Annotated in this window: 16 protein-coding genes and 1 tRNA gene; 8 read left to right on the forward strand and 9 right to left on the reverse strand. The window is 64.9% G+C overall.

Annotated elements, in window-relative coordinates:
* Positions 1 to 39: 39 nt before the first annotated feature.
* From K7H93_RS00005 to grxC, 5 genes are all read right to left on the reverse strand, one after another.
* Positions 40 to 116: transfer RNA gene (locus K7H93_RS00005), tRNA-Arg, on the reverse strand.
* A 46-nt stretch (positions 117 to 162) separates the two neighbouring features.
* The gene (locus tag K7H93_RS00010; protein WP_230781771.1) at positions 163 to 558 is read right to left on the reverse strand and encodes a phage tail protein; all 396 of its coding nucleotides are present in this window, start codon (positions 556 to 558) and stop codon (positions 163 to 165) included.
* Positions 559 to 649: 91 nt separating this feature from the next.
* Positions 650 to 1120 (reverse strand): DUF1178 family protein, encoded by a 471-nt coding sequence (locus tag K7H93_RS00015; RefSeq protein WP_230781774.1) that lies wholly within the window; start codon positions 1118 to 1120, stop codon positions 650 to 652.
* A complete protein-coding gene (locus tag K7H93_RS00020; protein WP_230783132.1) occupies positions 1117 to 1917 on the reverse strand; it encodes a carbon-nitrogen hydrolase family protein in 801 nt (266 codons plus the stop codon). Before K7H93_RS00020 ends, K7H93_RS00015 begins: the two co-directional genes overlap by 4 nt.
* Positions 1918 to 1949: 32 nt before the next feature.
* Positions 1950 to 2210: a glutaredoxin 3 gene (gene grxC / locus K7H93_RS00025; RefSeq protein WP_010237632.1), complete on the reverse strand. Its 261-nt coding sequence runs from the start codon at positions 2208 to 2210 to the stop codon at positions 1950 to 1952.
* Between the two features lie 143 nt (positions 2211 to 2353).
* Here grxC and K7H93_RS00030 point away from each other — a divergent pair, with 143 nt between their 5' ends.
* Complete coding sequence (locus K7H93_RS00030; protein WP_010237631.1) at positions 2354 to 2836, forward strand: Hsp20 family protein; 483 nt, start codon at positions 2354 to 2356, stop codon at positions 2834 to 2836.
* 340 nt (positions 2837 to 3176) lie between these two features.
* Here K7H93_RS00030 and K7H93_RS00035 read toward each other — a convergent pair whose 3' ends face one another.
* The 3 genes from K7H93_RS00035 to tpiA all read right to left on the reverse strand — a co-directional run bounded on the left by K7H93_RS00035 (position 3177) and on the right by tpiA (position 6154).
* The gene (locus K7H93_RS00035) at positions 3177 to 4811 is read right to left on the reverse strand and encodes a CTP synthase (protein ID WP_010237628.1); all 1635 of its coding nucleotides are present in this window, start codon (positions 4809 to 4811) and stop codon (positions 3177 to 3179) included.
* A gap of 87 nt (positions 4812 to 4898) precedes the next feature.
* The gene (gene secG, locus K7H93_RS00040; RefSeq protein ID WP_230781776.1) at positions 4899 to 5297 is read right to left on the reverse strand and encodes a preprotein translocase subunit SecG; all 399 of its coding nucleotides are present in this window, start codon (positions 5295 to 5297) and stop codon (positions 4899 to 4901) included.
* A gap of 86 nt (positions 5298 to 5383) precedes the next feature.
* A complete protein-coding gene (tpiA, locus tag K7H93_RS00045; protein ID WP_010237624.1) occupies positions 5384 to 6154 on the reverse strand; it encodes a triose-phosphate isomerase in 771 nt (256 codons plus the stop codon).
* 225 nt (positions 6155 to 6379) lie between these two features.
* Between tpiA and K7H93_RS00050 the strand changes: the two genes are divergently transcribed.
* From K7H93_RS00050 to pip, 4 genes are read left to right on the forward strand one after another with little or no spacing between them, the layout of a single operon-like run.
* On the forward strand, positions 6380 to 8320 hold the full coding sequence (locus K7H93_RS00050) for a SurA N-terminal domain-containing protein (RefSeq protein ID WP_230781778.1): 1941 nt from the start codon (positions 6380 to 6382) through the stop codon (positions 8318 to 8320).
* Between the two features lie 10 nt (positions 8321 to 8330).
* Positions 8331 to 9842, forward strand: a complete 1512-nt coding sequence (locus K7H93_RS00055) for an anthranilate synthase component I family protein (protein WP_230781780.1) — start codon at positions 8331 to 8333, stop codon at positions 9840 to 9842.
* Positions 9842 to 10714, forward strand: a complete 873-nt coding sequence (locus K7H93_RS00060; RefSeq protein WP_230781782.1) for a phosphodiester glycosidase family protein — start codon at positions 9842 to 9844, stop codon at positions 10712 to 10714. Before K7H93_RS00055 ends, K7H93_RS00060 begins: the two co-directional genes overlap by 1 nt.
* The gene (gene pip / locus K7H93_RS00065; protein ID WP_420840368.1) at positions 10714 to 11670 is read left to right on the forward strand and encodes a prolyl aminopeptidase; all 957 of its coding nucleotides are present in this window, start codon (positions 10714 to 10716) and stop codon (positions 11668 to 11670) included. The genes K7H93_RS00060 and pip overlap by 1 nt, the downstream gene beginning before the upstream one ends.
* A 3-nt stretch (positions 11671 to 11673) precedes the next feature.
* Here pip and K7H93_RS00070 read toward each other — a convergent pair whose 3' ends face one another.
* A complete protein-coding gene (locus K7H93_RS00070; RefSeq protein ID WP_230781786.1) occupies positions 11674 to 12279 on the reverse strand; it encodes a hypothetical protein in 606 nt (201 codons plus the stop codon).
* A gap of 36 nt (positions 12280 to 12315) precedes the next feature.
* Between K7H93_RS00070 and K7H93_RS00075 the strand changes: the two genes are divergently transcribed.
* From K7H93_RS00075 to trpC, 3 genes are all read left to right on the forward strand, one after another.
* Positions 12316 to 12921, forward strand: a complete 606-nt coding sequence (locus K7H93_RS00075; protein WP_230781788.1) for an anthranilate synthase component II — start codon at positions 12316 to 12318, stop codon at positions 12919 to 12921.
* Entirely contained in the window at positions 12918 to 13910 is a 993-nt protein-coding gene (gene trpD, locus K7H93_RS00080) for an anthranilate phosphoribosyltransferase (RefSeq protein ID WP_230781790.1), read from the forward strand. Before K7H93_RS00075 ends, trpD begins: the two co-directional genes overlap by 4 nt.
* 121 nt (positions 13911 to 14031) lie before the next feature.
* Positions 14032 to 14820, forward strand: a complete 789-nt coding sequence (gene trpC / locus K7H93_RS00085; RefSeq protein WP_230781792.1) for an indole-3-glycerol phosphate synthase TrpC — start codon at positions 14032 to 14034, stop codon at positions 14818 to 14820.
* The last annotated feature ends 158 nt before the right edge of the window (positions 14821 to 14978 follow it).

The raw sequence follows: 14978 nt of genomic DNA on the forward strand, positions 1-14978 counted from the left end.
TCGCGCTTTTGCACCAAATGGATGGCGGAGAGGGAAAACTGGTGCGCCCGACAGGATTCGAACCTGTGGCCCCCAGATTAGGAATCTGATGCTCTATCCGACTGAGCTACGGGCGCGCCGGTGGGAAGCCTTAACCGCCGCCTCGCGCGCCCGCAATCCCGGTCAACCCCGCGAAGGATAGACGCCCTGCAGCGCCACGCAGAAACGCAGGGTCTGCGTGCCGGGAACATCGAGCCTGCCTTCGGCGCGATCGGCCATTGTCGGCCCGCCATCCCGGCGATCTCCCAGCCGGTTGCGATCCCCGACATGGATCGGCGCACGGCCACGCAGATCGGGCAGAGCGAACGTGGTCCGCCCATCTCCGCCATAGGTGGTGCCGTAGAGCGAGAAGAGCGCGGTGTTCTGGCTGATCGACAGCAACTGGCCGTTGGCCTCGGCCCAGCCATACGGGCAGAAGGGGTAGCCGACCATGATGATTTCGCCGAGATAAGGCGACTCTGCCGCCTGAACCGGAGCGCTTGTCGCGACCGTACCGATCGCCGCAGCTAGCGTCGTCAAAATCCTGATTTTCATGCAATTCCCCCAAAAAGCGACCCGGCGGAAATCCTAGCGCACGGTCCGGTGCTGTCAAAGCGGTTGGGAAGGTCGTCTAATTCGCGTCTTCGGGGGGAGTGAACGGGATCAGCAGCGGGGCGAAGGATATCCCCTCCTCCAGCAGCTCGCGCGCTTCTTGCGCATCGGCCTTACCGTGGATCAGCGCCGCGTCCTTCTCGCCGTAATGCATCGCGCGGGTTTCCTCGACGAAACGATCGCCGACATAGGTGCTGTCCTTGATCGTCTCGGCCTGCAGCTTCGCCAGCTTGCGCATCGCTTCCTGCAGCGCGGGAGGCGGTGCGCCGCCCTGCCCGGTCGCGTCCTCGGACGTGCGCGCGACCTCCACCTTGCTGGCATTGCCCTTGGCGGGCACGGCGGGGGCCATCGGCGCCTTGCCGACCTCACCGCTGCCACAATGCGGGCACGCAATCAGACCCCGCGCGCACTGATCCTCGAACGCGGAAGACGAGCGGAACCACGCTTCGAAGCGGTGGCCACCATCGCAGGAAAGGTCGAACACGATCATGACGCGCGGTATTCCGGAATAGCGCGCCGATTGGCAAGGCTGGGCACCTGCGCGCGGGCCGTGGTGATCCGGTCCGCGTCGATCTCGGCAAAGCCAAGCCCTGCCTCTTCGCCCATATCCAGCAGCACCTCGCCCCACGGGTCGACCACCAGGCTGTGGCCATACGTCCGGCGACCGTCGGCATGTTCGCCCACCTGCGCCGCGGCGACGACGAAGGCGCTCGCCTCGATCGCCCGCGCGCGCGCCAGCGTATGCCAGTGGGCAGAGCCGGTCGGCACCGTGAAGGCTGCGGGGATCGCGATCATATCGCAGCCTGCGCGGCCCAGCGCATCGAACAGCGCGGGAAAGCGGATGTCGTAGCAGATCGTCAGGCCGAGCCGCCCAGTGGGTGTATCGCCCGTCACCGACAGCGCCTCCCCCGGCTGGTAGGCGTTGGATTCGCGCCAGCTCTCCCCGCTATCGAGATCGACGTCGAACATGTGCAGCTTGTCGTACTGGCCCGCAATCTCGCCCGAGGGCGCGATCAGCAGGGAGCGGTTGGCGAGCATCCTGCTCTCCAGCCTGACCGGCAGGCCGAAGGTCGCCCAGATCGAATGCTCGCGCGCGGCATTGCGCAACCGGTCGACCAGCGCGGGATAGCCATCCGCCGCCATCGTCTCACCCGCACGCTTGCGATCCCGGTCGAGCAGCAGCGCCATCTCGGGCGCGAACAGCATATCCGCCCCGCCCTCGCGCGCCTGCGCCATTCCGGCGATCAGCGTATCGGCGTTGGCCTCAGGATCGACGCCCGAGGTCATCTGGAGGACGGCGATCTTACTCACTGAAGTGCTCAGCCTTCCAGCATCGCGTCGAGCTTGCCCTGCCGCTCCAGCGCGTGCAGCTCGTCCGATCCGCCCACGTGGGTATCGCCGATGAAGATCTGCGGCACGGTGCTCGCATTGGGCGCGCGTTCGCGCATCTCGTCGCGCTTGGGGCCGCCCATGGTGATGTCGTATTCGTTAAACTCGACGCCCTTCTTTTCCAGCAGGGACTTGGCGCGGAAGCAGTATCCGCATCCGAACTTGGTATAGATATCGATCTTGGCTGCCACTGCTTGTTCCTCGCGCTTTCGGTGTTTGAGGGCTCTTGCGCGCCTTCGCACGCTCCCTACATTCGATCTGTCCGGCGATGCCACAACGGGTCGATCCGGACACCATGTAACTGACAGAATCGCTCAATGGAGGATTTGTTTCAATGGCACGTATCGATTTCACCCCCTATCGCCGCAGCACCGTCGGCTTCGACCACCTGTTCGACCTGCTCGAAAGCTCGGTCCGCAACAGCGGCGACAACTACCCCCCTTTCAACATCGAGAAGCGTGGCGAGGACGAGTTCCGCATCACGCTGGCGCTCGCCGGGTTCAAGCCCGAGGATATCGACATCACCGCGCAGCAGAACCTGCTGACCGTCACCGGTCGCAAGCAGGACGAGGCGCGCGGCGCGGATAGCGAGATGCTGCATGTCGGCATCGCCAACCGCGGGTTCGAGCGGCGCTTCGAACTGGCCGATCACGTTCGCGTTTCCGGCGCCGATCTGGCCGACGGCCTGCTGGTGATCGACCTGCTGCGCGAAGTGCCCGAGGCGATGAAGCCGAAGAAGATCGCGATCAACGGCCAGAAGTCGTCGCTGAGCCTCGTCGATGACAGCTCCGACAAGTCGGAAAAAGACGCCGCCTGACGCGGCACGGATAGCCTGACAGGCTATTGCGCAAACCAGTCGCCCGCTGCTCCACCCCAATGGAGCGGCGGGCTTTTTCTTTATTTCTATAAGTTTGGGCGGGGTTTGGGGCGGCCCAATAAAGGACCGCCCCGCGGCCATGGCCGCCCTGACCGAGTCTGCCCGTCCGGGTCGCAGAAGACGTTCAAACCCGGGACAAGCTGGATAGATGGGCCCCCCCATAAAATCCTCACGTTGCCCCCACAACGCATTGGAATCCTATGACGGATAAATTCTGAAAGATAAAGACTGTTCGATGTTAACTTTAACTTGGAGCGATCCAAGTTGAGTTGCAGCAGTGCTAAACCAGACGCGACTGACGCAGCGCAGCCGCTACAAAACCGGCAAACAGCGGGTGCGGCGCGAACGGGCGCGACTTGAGTTCCGGGTGCGACTGGACCCCCACGAACCACGGATGGTCGGGCCGTTCGACGATTTCCGGCAACAGGCCGTCGGGCGACATGCCGGAGAAAATCAGGCCGTCCTTCTCCAACTGCTCACGATAGGCGTTGTTCACCTCGTAGCGGTGGCGGTGACGCTCCGAAACGACGGTCGCGCCGCCGTATATCTCGCTGATGCGGCTGCCAGGTTGCAGTTCGGCATCATAGGCGCCCAGGCGCATGGTACCGCCCAGATCGCCGTCGGCGGCACGGGTTTCCAGCCCTTCCTTGGTCATCCATTCGGTGATGAGGCCAACCACCGGCTGGTCCGTGTCACCGAATTCTGTGGAGGATGCGCCTTCGACGCCTGCAGCGCGCGCGCTTTCGATGCAGGCCATCTGCATGCCCAGACAGATGCCGAAGAACGGCACCTTGCGCTCCCGCGCAAAGCGGACGCTGGCAATCTTGCCCTCGCTGCCGCGCTCCCCAAATCCGCCGGGCACCAGGATACCGTGCAGCGGCTCCAGCTGGGCGGCGATGTCGGACGGGTCACGCTCGAACACTTCGGCGTCGATCCATTTGAGCTTCACGCGGACCTTGTTCGCCATCCCGCCGTGGACGAGCGCTTCGTTGAGGCTCTTGTACGCATCCTTCAGGCCGACATACTTGCCGACCACGCCGATGGTGACTTCGCCTTCGGGGTGGAAATAGCGATCGGTGACCTCGCGCCACGGGTCCAGATCGGGCTCGGGCGCGTCGGTGATGCCGAAACCGCGCAGAACCTCGGCGTCGAGGCCTTCCTCATGGTATTGCAGGGGCACCGCGTAGATAGATTTCGCATCGAGCGCGGGGATGACTGCCTGCTGGCGCACGTTGCAGAAATTGGCGATCTTGCGCCGTTCGCTATCCGGGATCGGATGCTCCGCGCGGCACAGCAGCACGTCGGGCTTTATCCCGAGGCTGGCCAGTTCGCGGACCGAGTGCTGCGTCGGTTTGGTCTTCAGCTCTCCGGCCGCGGCAATGTAGGGCACCAGTGTGACATGGACGCTGAGCGTCTGCATCGGCTCCAGCTCGTTCCGCAGCTGGCGAATCGCTTCCATGAAAGGCAGCGATTCGATGTCGCCGACGGTGCCGCCGATTTCGCACAGGATGAAATCGTGGTCGCCCTGATCGGCCAGCGCGAACTGCTTGATCGCATCGGTGACGTGCGGAACGACCTGAACCGTCGCGCCCAGATAGTCGCCGCGGCGCTCCCTGGCGATGATGTCCTGATAGACGCGGCCAGAGGTTATATTGTCGCCCTGGTGCGCCGAAACGCCGGTGAAGCGTTCGTAGTGACCAAGATCGAGGTCGGTCTCCGCGCCGTCGTCGGTCACGTAGACCTCGCCGTGCTGGTAGGGGCTCATGGTCCCCGGATCGACATTCAAATAGGGGTCGAACTTGCGGATGCGGACCTTGTAGCCACGCGCCTGCAGCAACGCGCCGAGCGATGCCGCCATGAGACCTTTGCCGAGCGAGGAAACCACGCCGCCGGTGATGAAAATATACCGCGCCATGGGAGGTGGGCCTTACGGGTTAAGGGCGTGCGAAGGCAAGCCGTTGCAACGCGCCGGCCCGTCTCCATCACCGCCTTTTGAGAAAATTTATTCGGTTGCGCCTGCGAGCGGGTCGGCCGCGTCGCCCTGATCGGCCGCGTCACCCTGCTGTGCGGGTGCTGCAGCAGGTGCTGCTGCACCGCCCTGCGCCAGCGGATCGGCCGGCGCGGCGGGAGTGACATTGCGGTCGAGCGTCGATTCGATCGAATCGGTGCCCGTCATGTTCACCGCGAGCGAAGCGAGAACGATCGACAGGACCACGAAGACGACTGCCAGCCAGCGGGTCGCGCGGGTCAGGAAATCCGCCGCGCCGCGTGCGCTCATCATGCCGCCAGGCGACCCACCGCCGCCGATCCCGAGGCCGCCGCCTTCGGAACGCTGCATCAGGATCACGCCGACCAGCGCGGCTGCGATGATCGCCTGGAGAACGGTGAGGAAAAGAAACATGATGATGGCTGCTTTCGGCTGATATCTTGGTGCCAGATGGGATCTTGGCGCGCGTTAGGCAAGCAATGCCTGCGCCCGGCCCCGGCTCAATCGCGGTTGGTGATAACTTCCTGCACCGCGAGCACGATGTTCATGAAGCTTTCGGCAGACAGGCTCGCCCCGCCGACCAGCGCACCGCCAACCTCGTCCCCGGCGATGATCTCTGCCGCGTTCTCGGCATTGACCGAACCGCCGTAAAGGATGCGGACCGCTGCGCCCTCTTCCTCGCCATAGGTCTTGACCAGGAAGGCGCGGATCGCGCTGTGCATCTCGACGATTTCGTCGATGCTCGCCGCACGGCCGCTGCCGATCGCCCAGATCGGTTCGTAAGCAATGGTCAGCCGCTCGCCGGGCTCCTCGATCGTCGCGGGAAGCGACGCCTTGAGCTGGCGGAGGACGAAATCGACCGCCTTGCCCGATTCGCGCTTCTCCATCGGTTCACCGCAGCACAGGATCAGCTTGAGCCCGGCGGCAAGCGCGGCGGTGCCCTTCTCGCAGATCAGCGAATCTTTCTCGCCATGACCCTGGCGCCGCTCGCTGTGGCCCAGAATCACGAAGCCCGCGCCCGCATCGGCGACCATCGCGGCGGAAATATCGCCGGTATGCGCGCCGCCATCGGCGGGGTGACAATCCTGCGCGCCGACCCCGATCTGCTCGGCCTCGCGGCGGACGGGATGGATCAGGGTGTAGGGCGGCGCGAGCGCGATCTCGACCTGCATCAGCCGCTGCGCGGCGCGGTCGATCGCGCGCGCTTCGGACAGCATCGCACGCGTGCCGTGCATCTTCCAATTGCCAACGATGAAAGGGCGGATCGCCATTCCGATAGGTTTCCTGCTATTTTTCTAAGAAATTACGTCGCGCAACGGGTTTCTCCCGTTACGCAGACGCGGCTCGGTAGCGAAGGACAGCCCGAAGGTCAAAACCATGCTCGCCTTGCGGCACGCTCTTCGCCGAATTAAGGCTTGCGCGCGATGCGCCAGCGCAACACAGCGCCGGTGCTTACCAGCAATCTGCCAGCTTCCACCCGTAAGGCCCCCGCACCCATGATCAACTTCTTCCGGTCCTTCTTCCAGTCCAAGATCGGCCTCGGTCTGACGATCGGCTTCCTGGTCCTGATCGCGATCGCCTTTGCCGCCGGCGATGTCGGCAATTCGGGCTCTTTCGGTGGCCTTTCGGGGACCAACAGCGTGGCCGTGGTGGGCGATGAAGACGTGACCACCGCCGAACTGCGCCAGTCGGCGGACAATGCCTTCCGCCAGGTGCAGCAGGATGAACCGACGCTCTCGATGGCCGAGTTCGTCGAAGACGGCGGCCTGATGCAGGTGCTCGACACGCTGCTGGACCGGGTCGCAGTCTCCGAATTCGGCAAGATGCTGGGCGTGCGCGCGGGCGAGAACCTGATCAACAGCGAGATCCGCATGATCTCCGCGTTCCGCGGCCCCGACGGGAGCTTCAGCACCGAAGCCTACCGCGCCGCGCTGCAACAGCAGGGACTGACCGACCAGATCGTGCGCGACGACCTGTCCGACGGGCTGATTGCGCAGCAGGTGCTGGTGCCCGCGGTGTTCGGCGCAAAATTCCCCGACAGCATCGTCGCGCGTTACGCGACCCAGCTGCGCGAGAAGCGCGAGGGCTCCATCGCGCTGGTGCCCGCCGAACTCTTCGCGCCCAAGGACGACCCGACCGACAAGCAGCTGCAGGCATATTACAACGCAAACCGCACCGACTTCATGCGGCCCGAGCGGCGGCAGGTACGCTATGCTCTGTTTGGCGCCGATCAGCTGGCCGACTCGGTCGAGCCGACCGCTGCGGAGATCAAGAAGCGCTACGACGACAATGCCGATCTTTACCGCGCGAGCGAGGACCGCACCTTCACCCAACTGATCGTGCCCACCAGGCAGGCGGCAGAAAGCTTCCGCGAGCGCGTGGCCGATGGTGCATCGCTGACCCAGATCGCCGAAGAGGCAGGTCTCGAAACGCAGCAGATCGGCCCGATCAAGCGCGAGGATTACGCCCAGCAGGCCAATGCTGCGGTCGCCGAGGCGGTGTTCTCCGCCGATCGGGGCGAAATTGCGCCGATCGCACGCAGCCCGCTGGGCTATCACGTTGTGCGGATCGACGATGTGAAAACGATCCCCGCCCGTACCCTCGCGCAGGCCCGCGACGAGATCGCCGATGCGCTGCGTGCGGACAAGCAGCGCCGTGCGCTGACCGAGCTGGCCAGCGATATTGATGCCCGCGTGACCAGCGGCGAATCCTTCGCCGACATCGCCGAGGCACTCGACCTCGACATCCAGACCACCCGGCCGCTGCTCGCCGATGGCCGGGTCTATGGTGGCCAGCAGGGCGAGACGGCACCCGAAGTGGTCCAGCCGCTGATCCAGACGGTGTTCCAGATGCGCGAAGGCCAGCCGCAAATCGCCGAGGTCGAGACGGGCGAGACTTTCGCGCTCTACGAAGCGTCTGAAATCTCACCCGCCGCAGTCCCGCCGCTGAAGGAAATTCGCGATGCAGTGACGGCACGCTGGACCATGGCCGAAGGTGCCAAGGCTGCGAAGGCGGCTTCCGACCGGATCCTCAAGCGGGTGAAGGATGGGAAATCGCTGGCCGAGGCAATCCGCGCCGAAGAGACCCGCCTGCCCCCGCCCCAGCCGCTCAGCCTGACGCGTGAGCAGATGATGCAGATGCAGCGTCCCAACCCGCCGATCTCGCTGATGTTCGCAATGTCCGCAGGCACTGCCAAGCGCCTCGAAGCACCGCGCAATGCCGGGTTCTTCCTCGTGCAGCTGGACGAGATTACCGCAGGCAAGGTCGCCAAGGACGATCCGCTGATGGGTGAGGCGCGGCGCGGCTATGGGCAGCTGCTGAGCCGCGAATATGGCGATCAGCTGCGCAATGCGATCCGCACCGAAGTGGGGATCGAGCGCAATGCGGACGCGATCGAAACCGTGCGCCGCCAGCTCACCGGCCAGTCCGCCAACTAGTCGGCGCGAGATGCTGCGTAACCGAGATGCCGCACACGACCGGCTGACGCAGGGCCTGCCCGCGCTCGTCTGGCAGCGGCGCATCGCCGATACGCTGACCCCGGTCGGCGCGGCGTGCGCGCTGATGGAGGACGGGCGCGGAGACTTCCTGCTCGAATCGGTCGAGGGGGGAGAGATTCGCGGGCGTTACTCGATGCTCGGGCTCGATCCCGATCTGGTGCTGCGCGCCGATGGCGAGAGCGCCGAGGTCAATCGCGACTGGCGGCGGAACCGCGATGCCTTCGCCCCGGTCCAAGGCGACGGGCTAGCCGCGCTTCGCAGCCTGCTGGGCGAGATCGCGATGCCCACGCCGGAGGATCTGCCGCCTGCACTCGCGTTGCTGGTGGGCTATTTCGGGTACGAGACCTTCGCGCTGGTCGAGAAGCTGCCGCGCGCCAGCGACGATCCGCTGGGCCTGCCGGACATGGTGTTCACCCGCCCCGGGCTGGTGCTGGTGTTCGATGCGCTGACCGACGAGGTGTTCGTGATCGCGCCGGTCTGGCCCTCGGATGCTGAGGCAGCTCATGTGCTGGACGCCGCGGAAGAACGGATCGAGGAGGCGCTGCGGCGCCTGTCCCAGCCTGTTCCGCACGGCGATGCGGCACCGGACACGCTCGACCCGGCGACGATGGACCTGCGCCCGACCGTCGCAGGGGATGATTACGCCGCGCGGGTCGCTCGCGCGCAGGACTACATCGTTGCAGGAGACATTTTCCAGGTGGTGCTCGCCCAGCGCTTCACCACCCCCTTCCCCCATTCCGCAATGGCGCTGTATCGCGCGCTGCGGCGGGTGAACCCCTCGCCCTTCCTCTACCTGCTCGATCTGCCCGAAGTCGGCATGGTCGGCTCCAGCCCCGAAATCCTCGTGCGGCTGAGAGACGGACAGATCACCATCCGCCCGATCGCCGGCACCCGCCCGCGCGGCAAGACGCCCGAGGCGGACCGCGCTGCGGAGCGCGAGCTGCTCGCCGATCCCAAGGAACGCGCCGAGCACCTGATGCTGCTCGACCTCGGGCGCAACGACACTGGTCGTGTTTCCACACCGGGTAGTGTCGAAGTGACGGACAGCTTCATGGTCGAGCGCTATAGTCACGTCATGCATATCGTCAGCAATGTTCAGGGCCGCCTCGACGCAGGCAAGGATGCGCTCGACGCGCTGTTCGCGGGGTTCCCCGCGGGCACCGTCAGCGGCGCGCCCAAGCTGCGCGCGTGCGAGATCATCGCCGAGCTGGAGAGCGAGAAGCGCGGACCTTATGCGGGCGGCGTCGGCTATTTCGCGCCCGACGGCAGCTTCGATTCGTGCATCGTGCTGCGCACCGGGCTGGTGAAGGACGGCACGCTGCACGTCACCGCAGGCGCAGGGATCGTCGCGGACAGCGATCCGGCCTCCGAACAGCGCGAGTGCGAGGCGAAGGCGGGCGCACTGCTCGCCGCCGCGCGCGAAGCGGTGCGGGTGGCTGGCGAAGCGGGGTTCGGCCAGTGATGCGCCGCAGCCTCCCCCTCATCGCCCTTTCGCTCCTGGCGTTGACCGCCTGCGACCAGCCTGCCGCGGGCGATCCCGTGATCCGCACCGATATCAGCGGCGAGAAGGGCGTCGAAATCGCGCGCGCCGAGCAGGCCGAGGCGAAGCCTTCGGCCAGCCCGACGCCCACGCCGACACCCAGCGAGACCACCGCGCCCGAGGATTCGGCGTGCCAGCCGGTCCGCTTCGAGGATGTCGTCTTTACCGAATGCGTCGCCGATCCGGCAAAGCATCGCGTGGCAATGGTCCTCGGCAATCCGCCTTATCGCAGCCTCGCCAAATATTCGGTATCGCGGCCCAAGGATGCGCCGCGCGTCGCCTTCGCGATGAATGCGGGGATGTATGACGGCGAAGGCAAGCCGATCGGCTATTACGTCCAGAACAAGGATCGGCTGCAGGAGCTCAACCGCAATGACGGTTCGGGCAATTTCCACCTGAAGCCCAACGGCGTGTTTTACGGCACTGGCGGCACGTGGCGGATCAAGACCAGCGACAACTTTTACAGCACCGTGGGCGATCGCCCCGATTTCGGCACGCAAAGCGGGCCGATGTTGCTGATCGAAGGCAAGGTCCATCCCGAGATTTCGGCGGACGGCCCCTCCAAGCGCATCCGCAACGGCGTAGGCGTAGACAAGGACGGCAAGGCGCATTTCGTGATTTCGAGCCGCCCGGTGAGCTTCGGCCAGTTCGCGCGTTTCTTCCGCGACGTGGCGAAGACGCCCAACGCGCTCTATCTCGACGGGACGGTATCGAGCCTGTGGGACCCTGCGCGCGGGCGGATGGACACCCGCGCCGATCTGGGCCCGCTGGTCGTCGTCGAATTCAAGGAATGATGATGGAATACGAACGCAGCCTCTATCCCGAGATCGAACCTTACGAGACCGGCATGCTCGATGTCGGCGAAGGCCATTCGCTCTATTACGAGCGGGTGGGCACGCCCGGCGCGAAGCCTGCCGTGTTCCTCCACGGTGGCCCTGGCGGCGGCATGTCGCCCGCGCACCGCCGCCAGTGGAACCCGGAGAAGTACGACGTCCTCCTGTTCGACCAGCGCGGCTGCGGCAAGTCGCTGCCCTTCGCGGAGATCGAGAACAACGACACCTGGCGCATCGTCGAGGATATCGAGCGTCTACGCCAGATGTGCGGGCATGAGAAATGGCAGGTCTTCGGCGGCAGCTGGGGCGCGACCCTGTCGCTCGCTTACGCGCAGACCTATCCCGAACGCACCAGCGAGATCGTGCTACGCGGCGTGTTCCTCGGCCGCCAGAAGGAGAAGGACTGGCTCTACTCCTACGGCGCGAGCGAGATCATGGGCGAACAATGGGACAAGTTCACCGGCCTGATCCCCGAGGACGAGCGCGACGACCTCGTCAAAGCCTACCACACCCGCCTGACCAGCGACGACGAGGCCACCCGCCTTGCCGCGGCTAAGGAATGGTCGATGTGGGAAGGCAATGTCGCGACGCTGCTGCCCAATGACGACCTGCTGAGCAGTTTCGCCGATCCGTCCAAAGCCGTCCCCTTCGCCCGCATCTGCGCGCGCTTTTTCCTGGAGAATTTCTTCCTCCAAGAAGGCCAGCTGCTGCGCGATGTCGGCAAGCTGAAGGGCATTCCCGGCATCATCGTGCAAGGCCGCCACGACATCTGCACCCCGCCCGTCTCCGCATGGGAGCTGAAGAAGGCGTGGCCCGAAGCGGAACTGTGGATCGTCCACGACGCAGGCCACTCGGCGGGCGAGCCTGGGATCATCGACGGCCTCGTTCGCGCGACGGACAAGCTGGCTGAACTTTAACGTCTATCTAAGTTCTTTCCCTAGAATGCGCTCAGCCACTTTGACCGCGTTTTGAACCTTCATCTCAATTGAGTCTGGGTCATCGCTATCCATATTCCAAATATCGGCTTCTAACCTCCTCCTGAAATTTTTGTCTTCGTAGCCCTCATATGGAGTGGAATACATCATTTGCGCAGCAGTTCTAATGCGAGCAAAACAGCGCCTCATCGCTTGGCACTCTTCATAAATTTCTTCACCGAAGTGCGCCTTCAACTGGAGGCCGAGAACATAGAAATCTTCAAATGTTACTTGCTTTGCTTGCAGGCGCTTCCACGTCGCTTGACCCAAATCACGACCGTGCCTTTCTGCCGGTGACTCGTGATCTTCGACGTCGCGATCGGCGCTTTCAGACGCGTCACCGAACGGAGACCTAATTGCCTGAAACGCATGCTCAATCTTGTAGAACTGAGTAAGTCCGTCTTCAGCTAACTCAATTTTCCGGCCCCCAAGACGCTCAGCACGCCACGCATTCAGGCTCTTAACTCCCTGCCAAGCGGCGAAAAGAGCGGCCAACGCTACCCCGAGATCGCCGAATGCCGAAACGTGATCGGTTGTGAGATATGGGATCATTGCTAAGGGACCTCCGCATTGCCAAGAGTGCCCTATATGATCCTCGTCATCGACAATTACGACAGCTTCACTTTCAACCTGGTCCACTACCTGCAGGAACTGGGCGCCGAGGTGCGCGTGGAGCGCAATGATGCGCTGACCGCTCGCGAGGCGGTGGGCAGCGGGGCGAAGGGCATCCTGCTCTCGCCCGGCCCGCGCACGCCGAACGAGGCGGGGATTACGCTCGATACCGTCGCCGCCTGCGCCGATGCCGGGCTGCCGCTGCTGGGCGTGTGCCTCGGCCATCAGGCGATCGGGCAGCATTTCGGCGGGCGCGTGGTTCAGGGCGGGCTGATGCACGGCAAGACCAGCGCGGTGACGCATGATGGCAGCGGCGTGTTTGCAGGGCTGCCCAGCCCCTTCGACGCGACCCGCTATCACTCGCTGGTGGTCGAGGACATCCCGGACACACTGGCGGTCAACGCGACCAGCGAGACGCCCGGGCTCGACGGCACCAGCGTGATGGGTTTCCGCCATGCGCAGCTGCCGATCCACGGCGTCCAGTTCCACCCCGAAAGCATCGCCACCCAGCATGGCCACGCATTGCTCGCCAACTTCATGCGCGTGTGCAGGATCGAAGCGCGCGAAAGGCAGGCGGCATGAAGTCTCTCCCCCTAGCCGTTCCACACATGAACGAGGCCGAGGCCGAGGAGGTCTTCGGCTGGATTCTCGACGGCGAAGCTTCCGACGCGGAAATTGCGCGCTTCCTGCTCGCGATGACCGAGCGTAGCGAAACCGCCGACGAGATCGCGGGTGCGGCGCGGGCCCTGCGCGCGCGCTACATCCCGGTGAACGGCCCCGACAATGCGATCGACGTGTGCGGCACGGGCGGCGACGGGCACCACACCCTGAATGTCTCGACCGCCGTGGGCCTGGTAGTCGCGGCCTGCGGCGTGCCCGTGGCGCGGCACGGCAACCGCGCGATCTCCTCGCTTTCGGGCGTGGCGGATACGCTGGAGGTGCTCGGCCTCGACATGGAAGCCGCCGGGCGCACGGCGGAAAAGACGCTGAACGAGATCGGCATCTGCTTCCTCTTCGCGCCCAACCACCACCCCGCGATGCGCCGGATTCAGCCAATCCGCAAACAGCTTGGCCGCCGCACGATCTTCAACCTGATGGGCCCGCTGTCCAACCCGGTCGGCGTCAAACGCCAGCTGATCGGCATCGCACGCCCCGGCTATGTCTCGATCTATGGCGAGGCCGCCGCGCGCCTCGGCACCGAGCGCACGCTGATCGTCTCGGGCGACGAAGGGCTCGACGAACTCAGCCTCGCCGCCGGGAACGAAATGGCGGACGTGACCGGCCACGAATTCGCCATGCGCCGCGTCGATGCCAGCATGGCGGGCCTCGAACACGCGCCGGTCGAAGCGATCCGGGGCGGCGATCCGCAGCACAATGCCAAGGCGCTGAGCGCGCTGCTGCAAGGCACACCCGGCCCCTATCGCGACGCGGTGCTGTTCAACTCCGCCGCCGCGCTGATCGCGGCGGGCGAGACCGAGGACTGGAAAGAGGGCGTGGCGACCGCAGCCGAGGCGATCGACAGCGGCGGGGCGCAGCACCTGCTTGAGCGGTGGATTGAGATGGCGAAGTGAGTTCCATAGAACTCCGTTCGTCCTGAGCCTGTCGAAGGACCGCCCTTCTTCTGCGCATCAGCCCAAACACAAGTACGACCCTTCGACAGGCTCAGGGTGAGCGGACATTGAGGTTAGACGGTTGAACAAACTCCAAGAAATCTGCGCCACCAAGCGCGTCGAAGTGCGCGAACGCCAGTCCGCCACGCAGGTCAGCGAACTGATCGCCCGTATCACCGCGCAGGCCCCGCCGCGCGGATTCGAGGCTGCGCTGCGCCAGACCCACGCGGATGGCCGCCGCGCGCTGATCGCAGAAATCAAGAGAGCTTCGCCCTCCAAGGGCCTGATCCGCGAGGATTTCCAGCCCGCCGAGCACGCGAAAGCCTATGCCGCAGCGGGGGCAAGCTGCCTCTCCGTCCTCACGGATGAGAAGTACTTCCAAGGCCACTCCGACTACCTCGTCGCCGCGCGCGAAGCCTGCGCCCTGCCCGCATTGCGCAAGGATTTCATGGTCGATCCGTGGCAGTGCGGCGAAGCGCGCGCGATGGGCGCAGACGCGATCCTGATCATCGTCGCCGCGCTCACCGACCAGCAGGCGGCCGAGATCGAAGCTGCGGCGGACGAACTGGGCATGGACGTTCTGGTCGAGGTCCACGACGCTGCTGAGATGGAGCGTGCGCACAAGCTGAAATCCCGCCTGATCGGGGTCAACAACCGCGACCTGCGCAGCTTCACGACCGACATCGCCACCACCGAAGCACTGATCCCGCTCGCTCCGGAAGGCGCGTTTCTCATCTCCGAAAGCGGGATCGGCAGCGCAGCTGACTGCGCCCGGCTGGAAGCGGCGGGCGCGCACGGCTTCCTCGTCGGCGAGAGCCTGATGCGGCAGGCCGACGTCGAGGCGGCGACGCGCGATCTGCTGACACGCTGAGTCTGTCCTACACGCGTCTTGCATGGCATGATCGGCGCATGGCCCGCTCCCTGCCCTTGCTGCACGCTCTCCCATCGCCGTCCGACGTGATGCGGGCGGGTGGCTTTTTTGCCTTTAGACAGTGTGTCAGGTGTGTCAGCCGTTCTGCAGGAGCGACG

The sequence above is a fragment of the Citromicrobium bathyomarinum genome, assembly GCF_021021475.1.
Classification (GTDB): domain Bacteria; phylum Pseudomonadota; class Alphaproteobacteria; order Sphingomonadales; family Sphingomonadaceae; genus Alteriqipengyuania; species Alteriqipengyuania bathyomarina.

What these genes read in the sequence shown, in the direction of transcription:
- K7H93_RS00075 (WP_230781788.1), top strand. Translation starts at nt 12,316, where the DNA reads ATGATCCTCGTCATCGACAATTACGACAGCTTCACTTTCAACCTGGTC.
- K7H93_RS00050 (WP_230781778.1), top strand. Translation starts at nt 6,380, where the DNA reads ATGATCAACTTCTTCCGGTCCTTCTTCCAGTCCAAGATCGGCCTCGGT.
- K7H93_RS00015 (WP_230781774.1), bottom strand. Translation starts at nt 1,120, where the DNA reads ATGATCGTGTTCGACCTTTCCTGCGATGGTGGCCACCGCTTCGAAGCG.
- K7H93_RS00035 (WP_010237628.1), bottom strand. Translation starts at nt 4,811, where the DNA reads ATGGCGCGGTATATTTTCATCACCGGCGGCGTGGTTTCCTCGCTCGGC.
- trpD (WP_230781790.1), top strand. Translation starts at nt 12,918, where the DNA reads ATGAAGTCTCTCCCCCTAGCCGTTCCACACATGAACGAGGCCGAGGCC.
- tpiA (WP_010237624.1), bottom strand. Translation starts at nt 6,154, where the DNA reads ATGGCGATCCGCCCTTTCATCGTTGGCAATTGGAAGATGCACGGCACG.
- secG (WP_230781776.1), bottom strand. Translation starts at nt 5,297, where the DNA reads ATGTTTCTTTTCCTCACCGTTCTCCAGGCGATCATCGCAGCCGCGCTG.
- pip (WP_420840368.1), top strand. Translation starts at nt 10,714, where the DNA reads ATGATGGAATACGAACGCAGCCTCTATCCCGAGATCGAACCTTACGAG.
- K7H93_RS00060 (WP_230781782.1), top strand. Translation starts at nt 9,842, where the DNA reads ATGCGCCGCAGCCTCCCCCTCATCGCCCTTTCGCTCCTGGCGTTGACC.
- K7H93_RS00070 (WP_230781786.1), bottom strand. Translation starts at nt 12,279, where the DNA reads ATGATCCCATATCTCACAACCGATCACGTTTCGGCATTCGGCGATCTC.
- K7H93_RS00030 (WP_010237631.1), top strand. Translation starts at nt 2,354, where the DNA reads ATGGCACGTATCGATTTCACCCCCTATCGCCGCAGCACCGTCGGCTTC.
- K7H93_RS00055 (WP_230781780.1), top strand. Translation starts at nt 8,331, where the DNA reads ATGCTGCGTAACCGAGATGCCGCACACGACCGGCTGACGCAGGGCCTG.
- K7H93_RS00020 (WP_230783132.1), bottom strand. Translation starts at nt 1,917, where the DNA reads ATGACCTCGGGCGTCGATCCTGAGGCCAACGCCGATACGCTGATCGCC.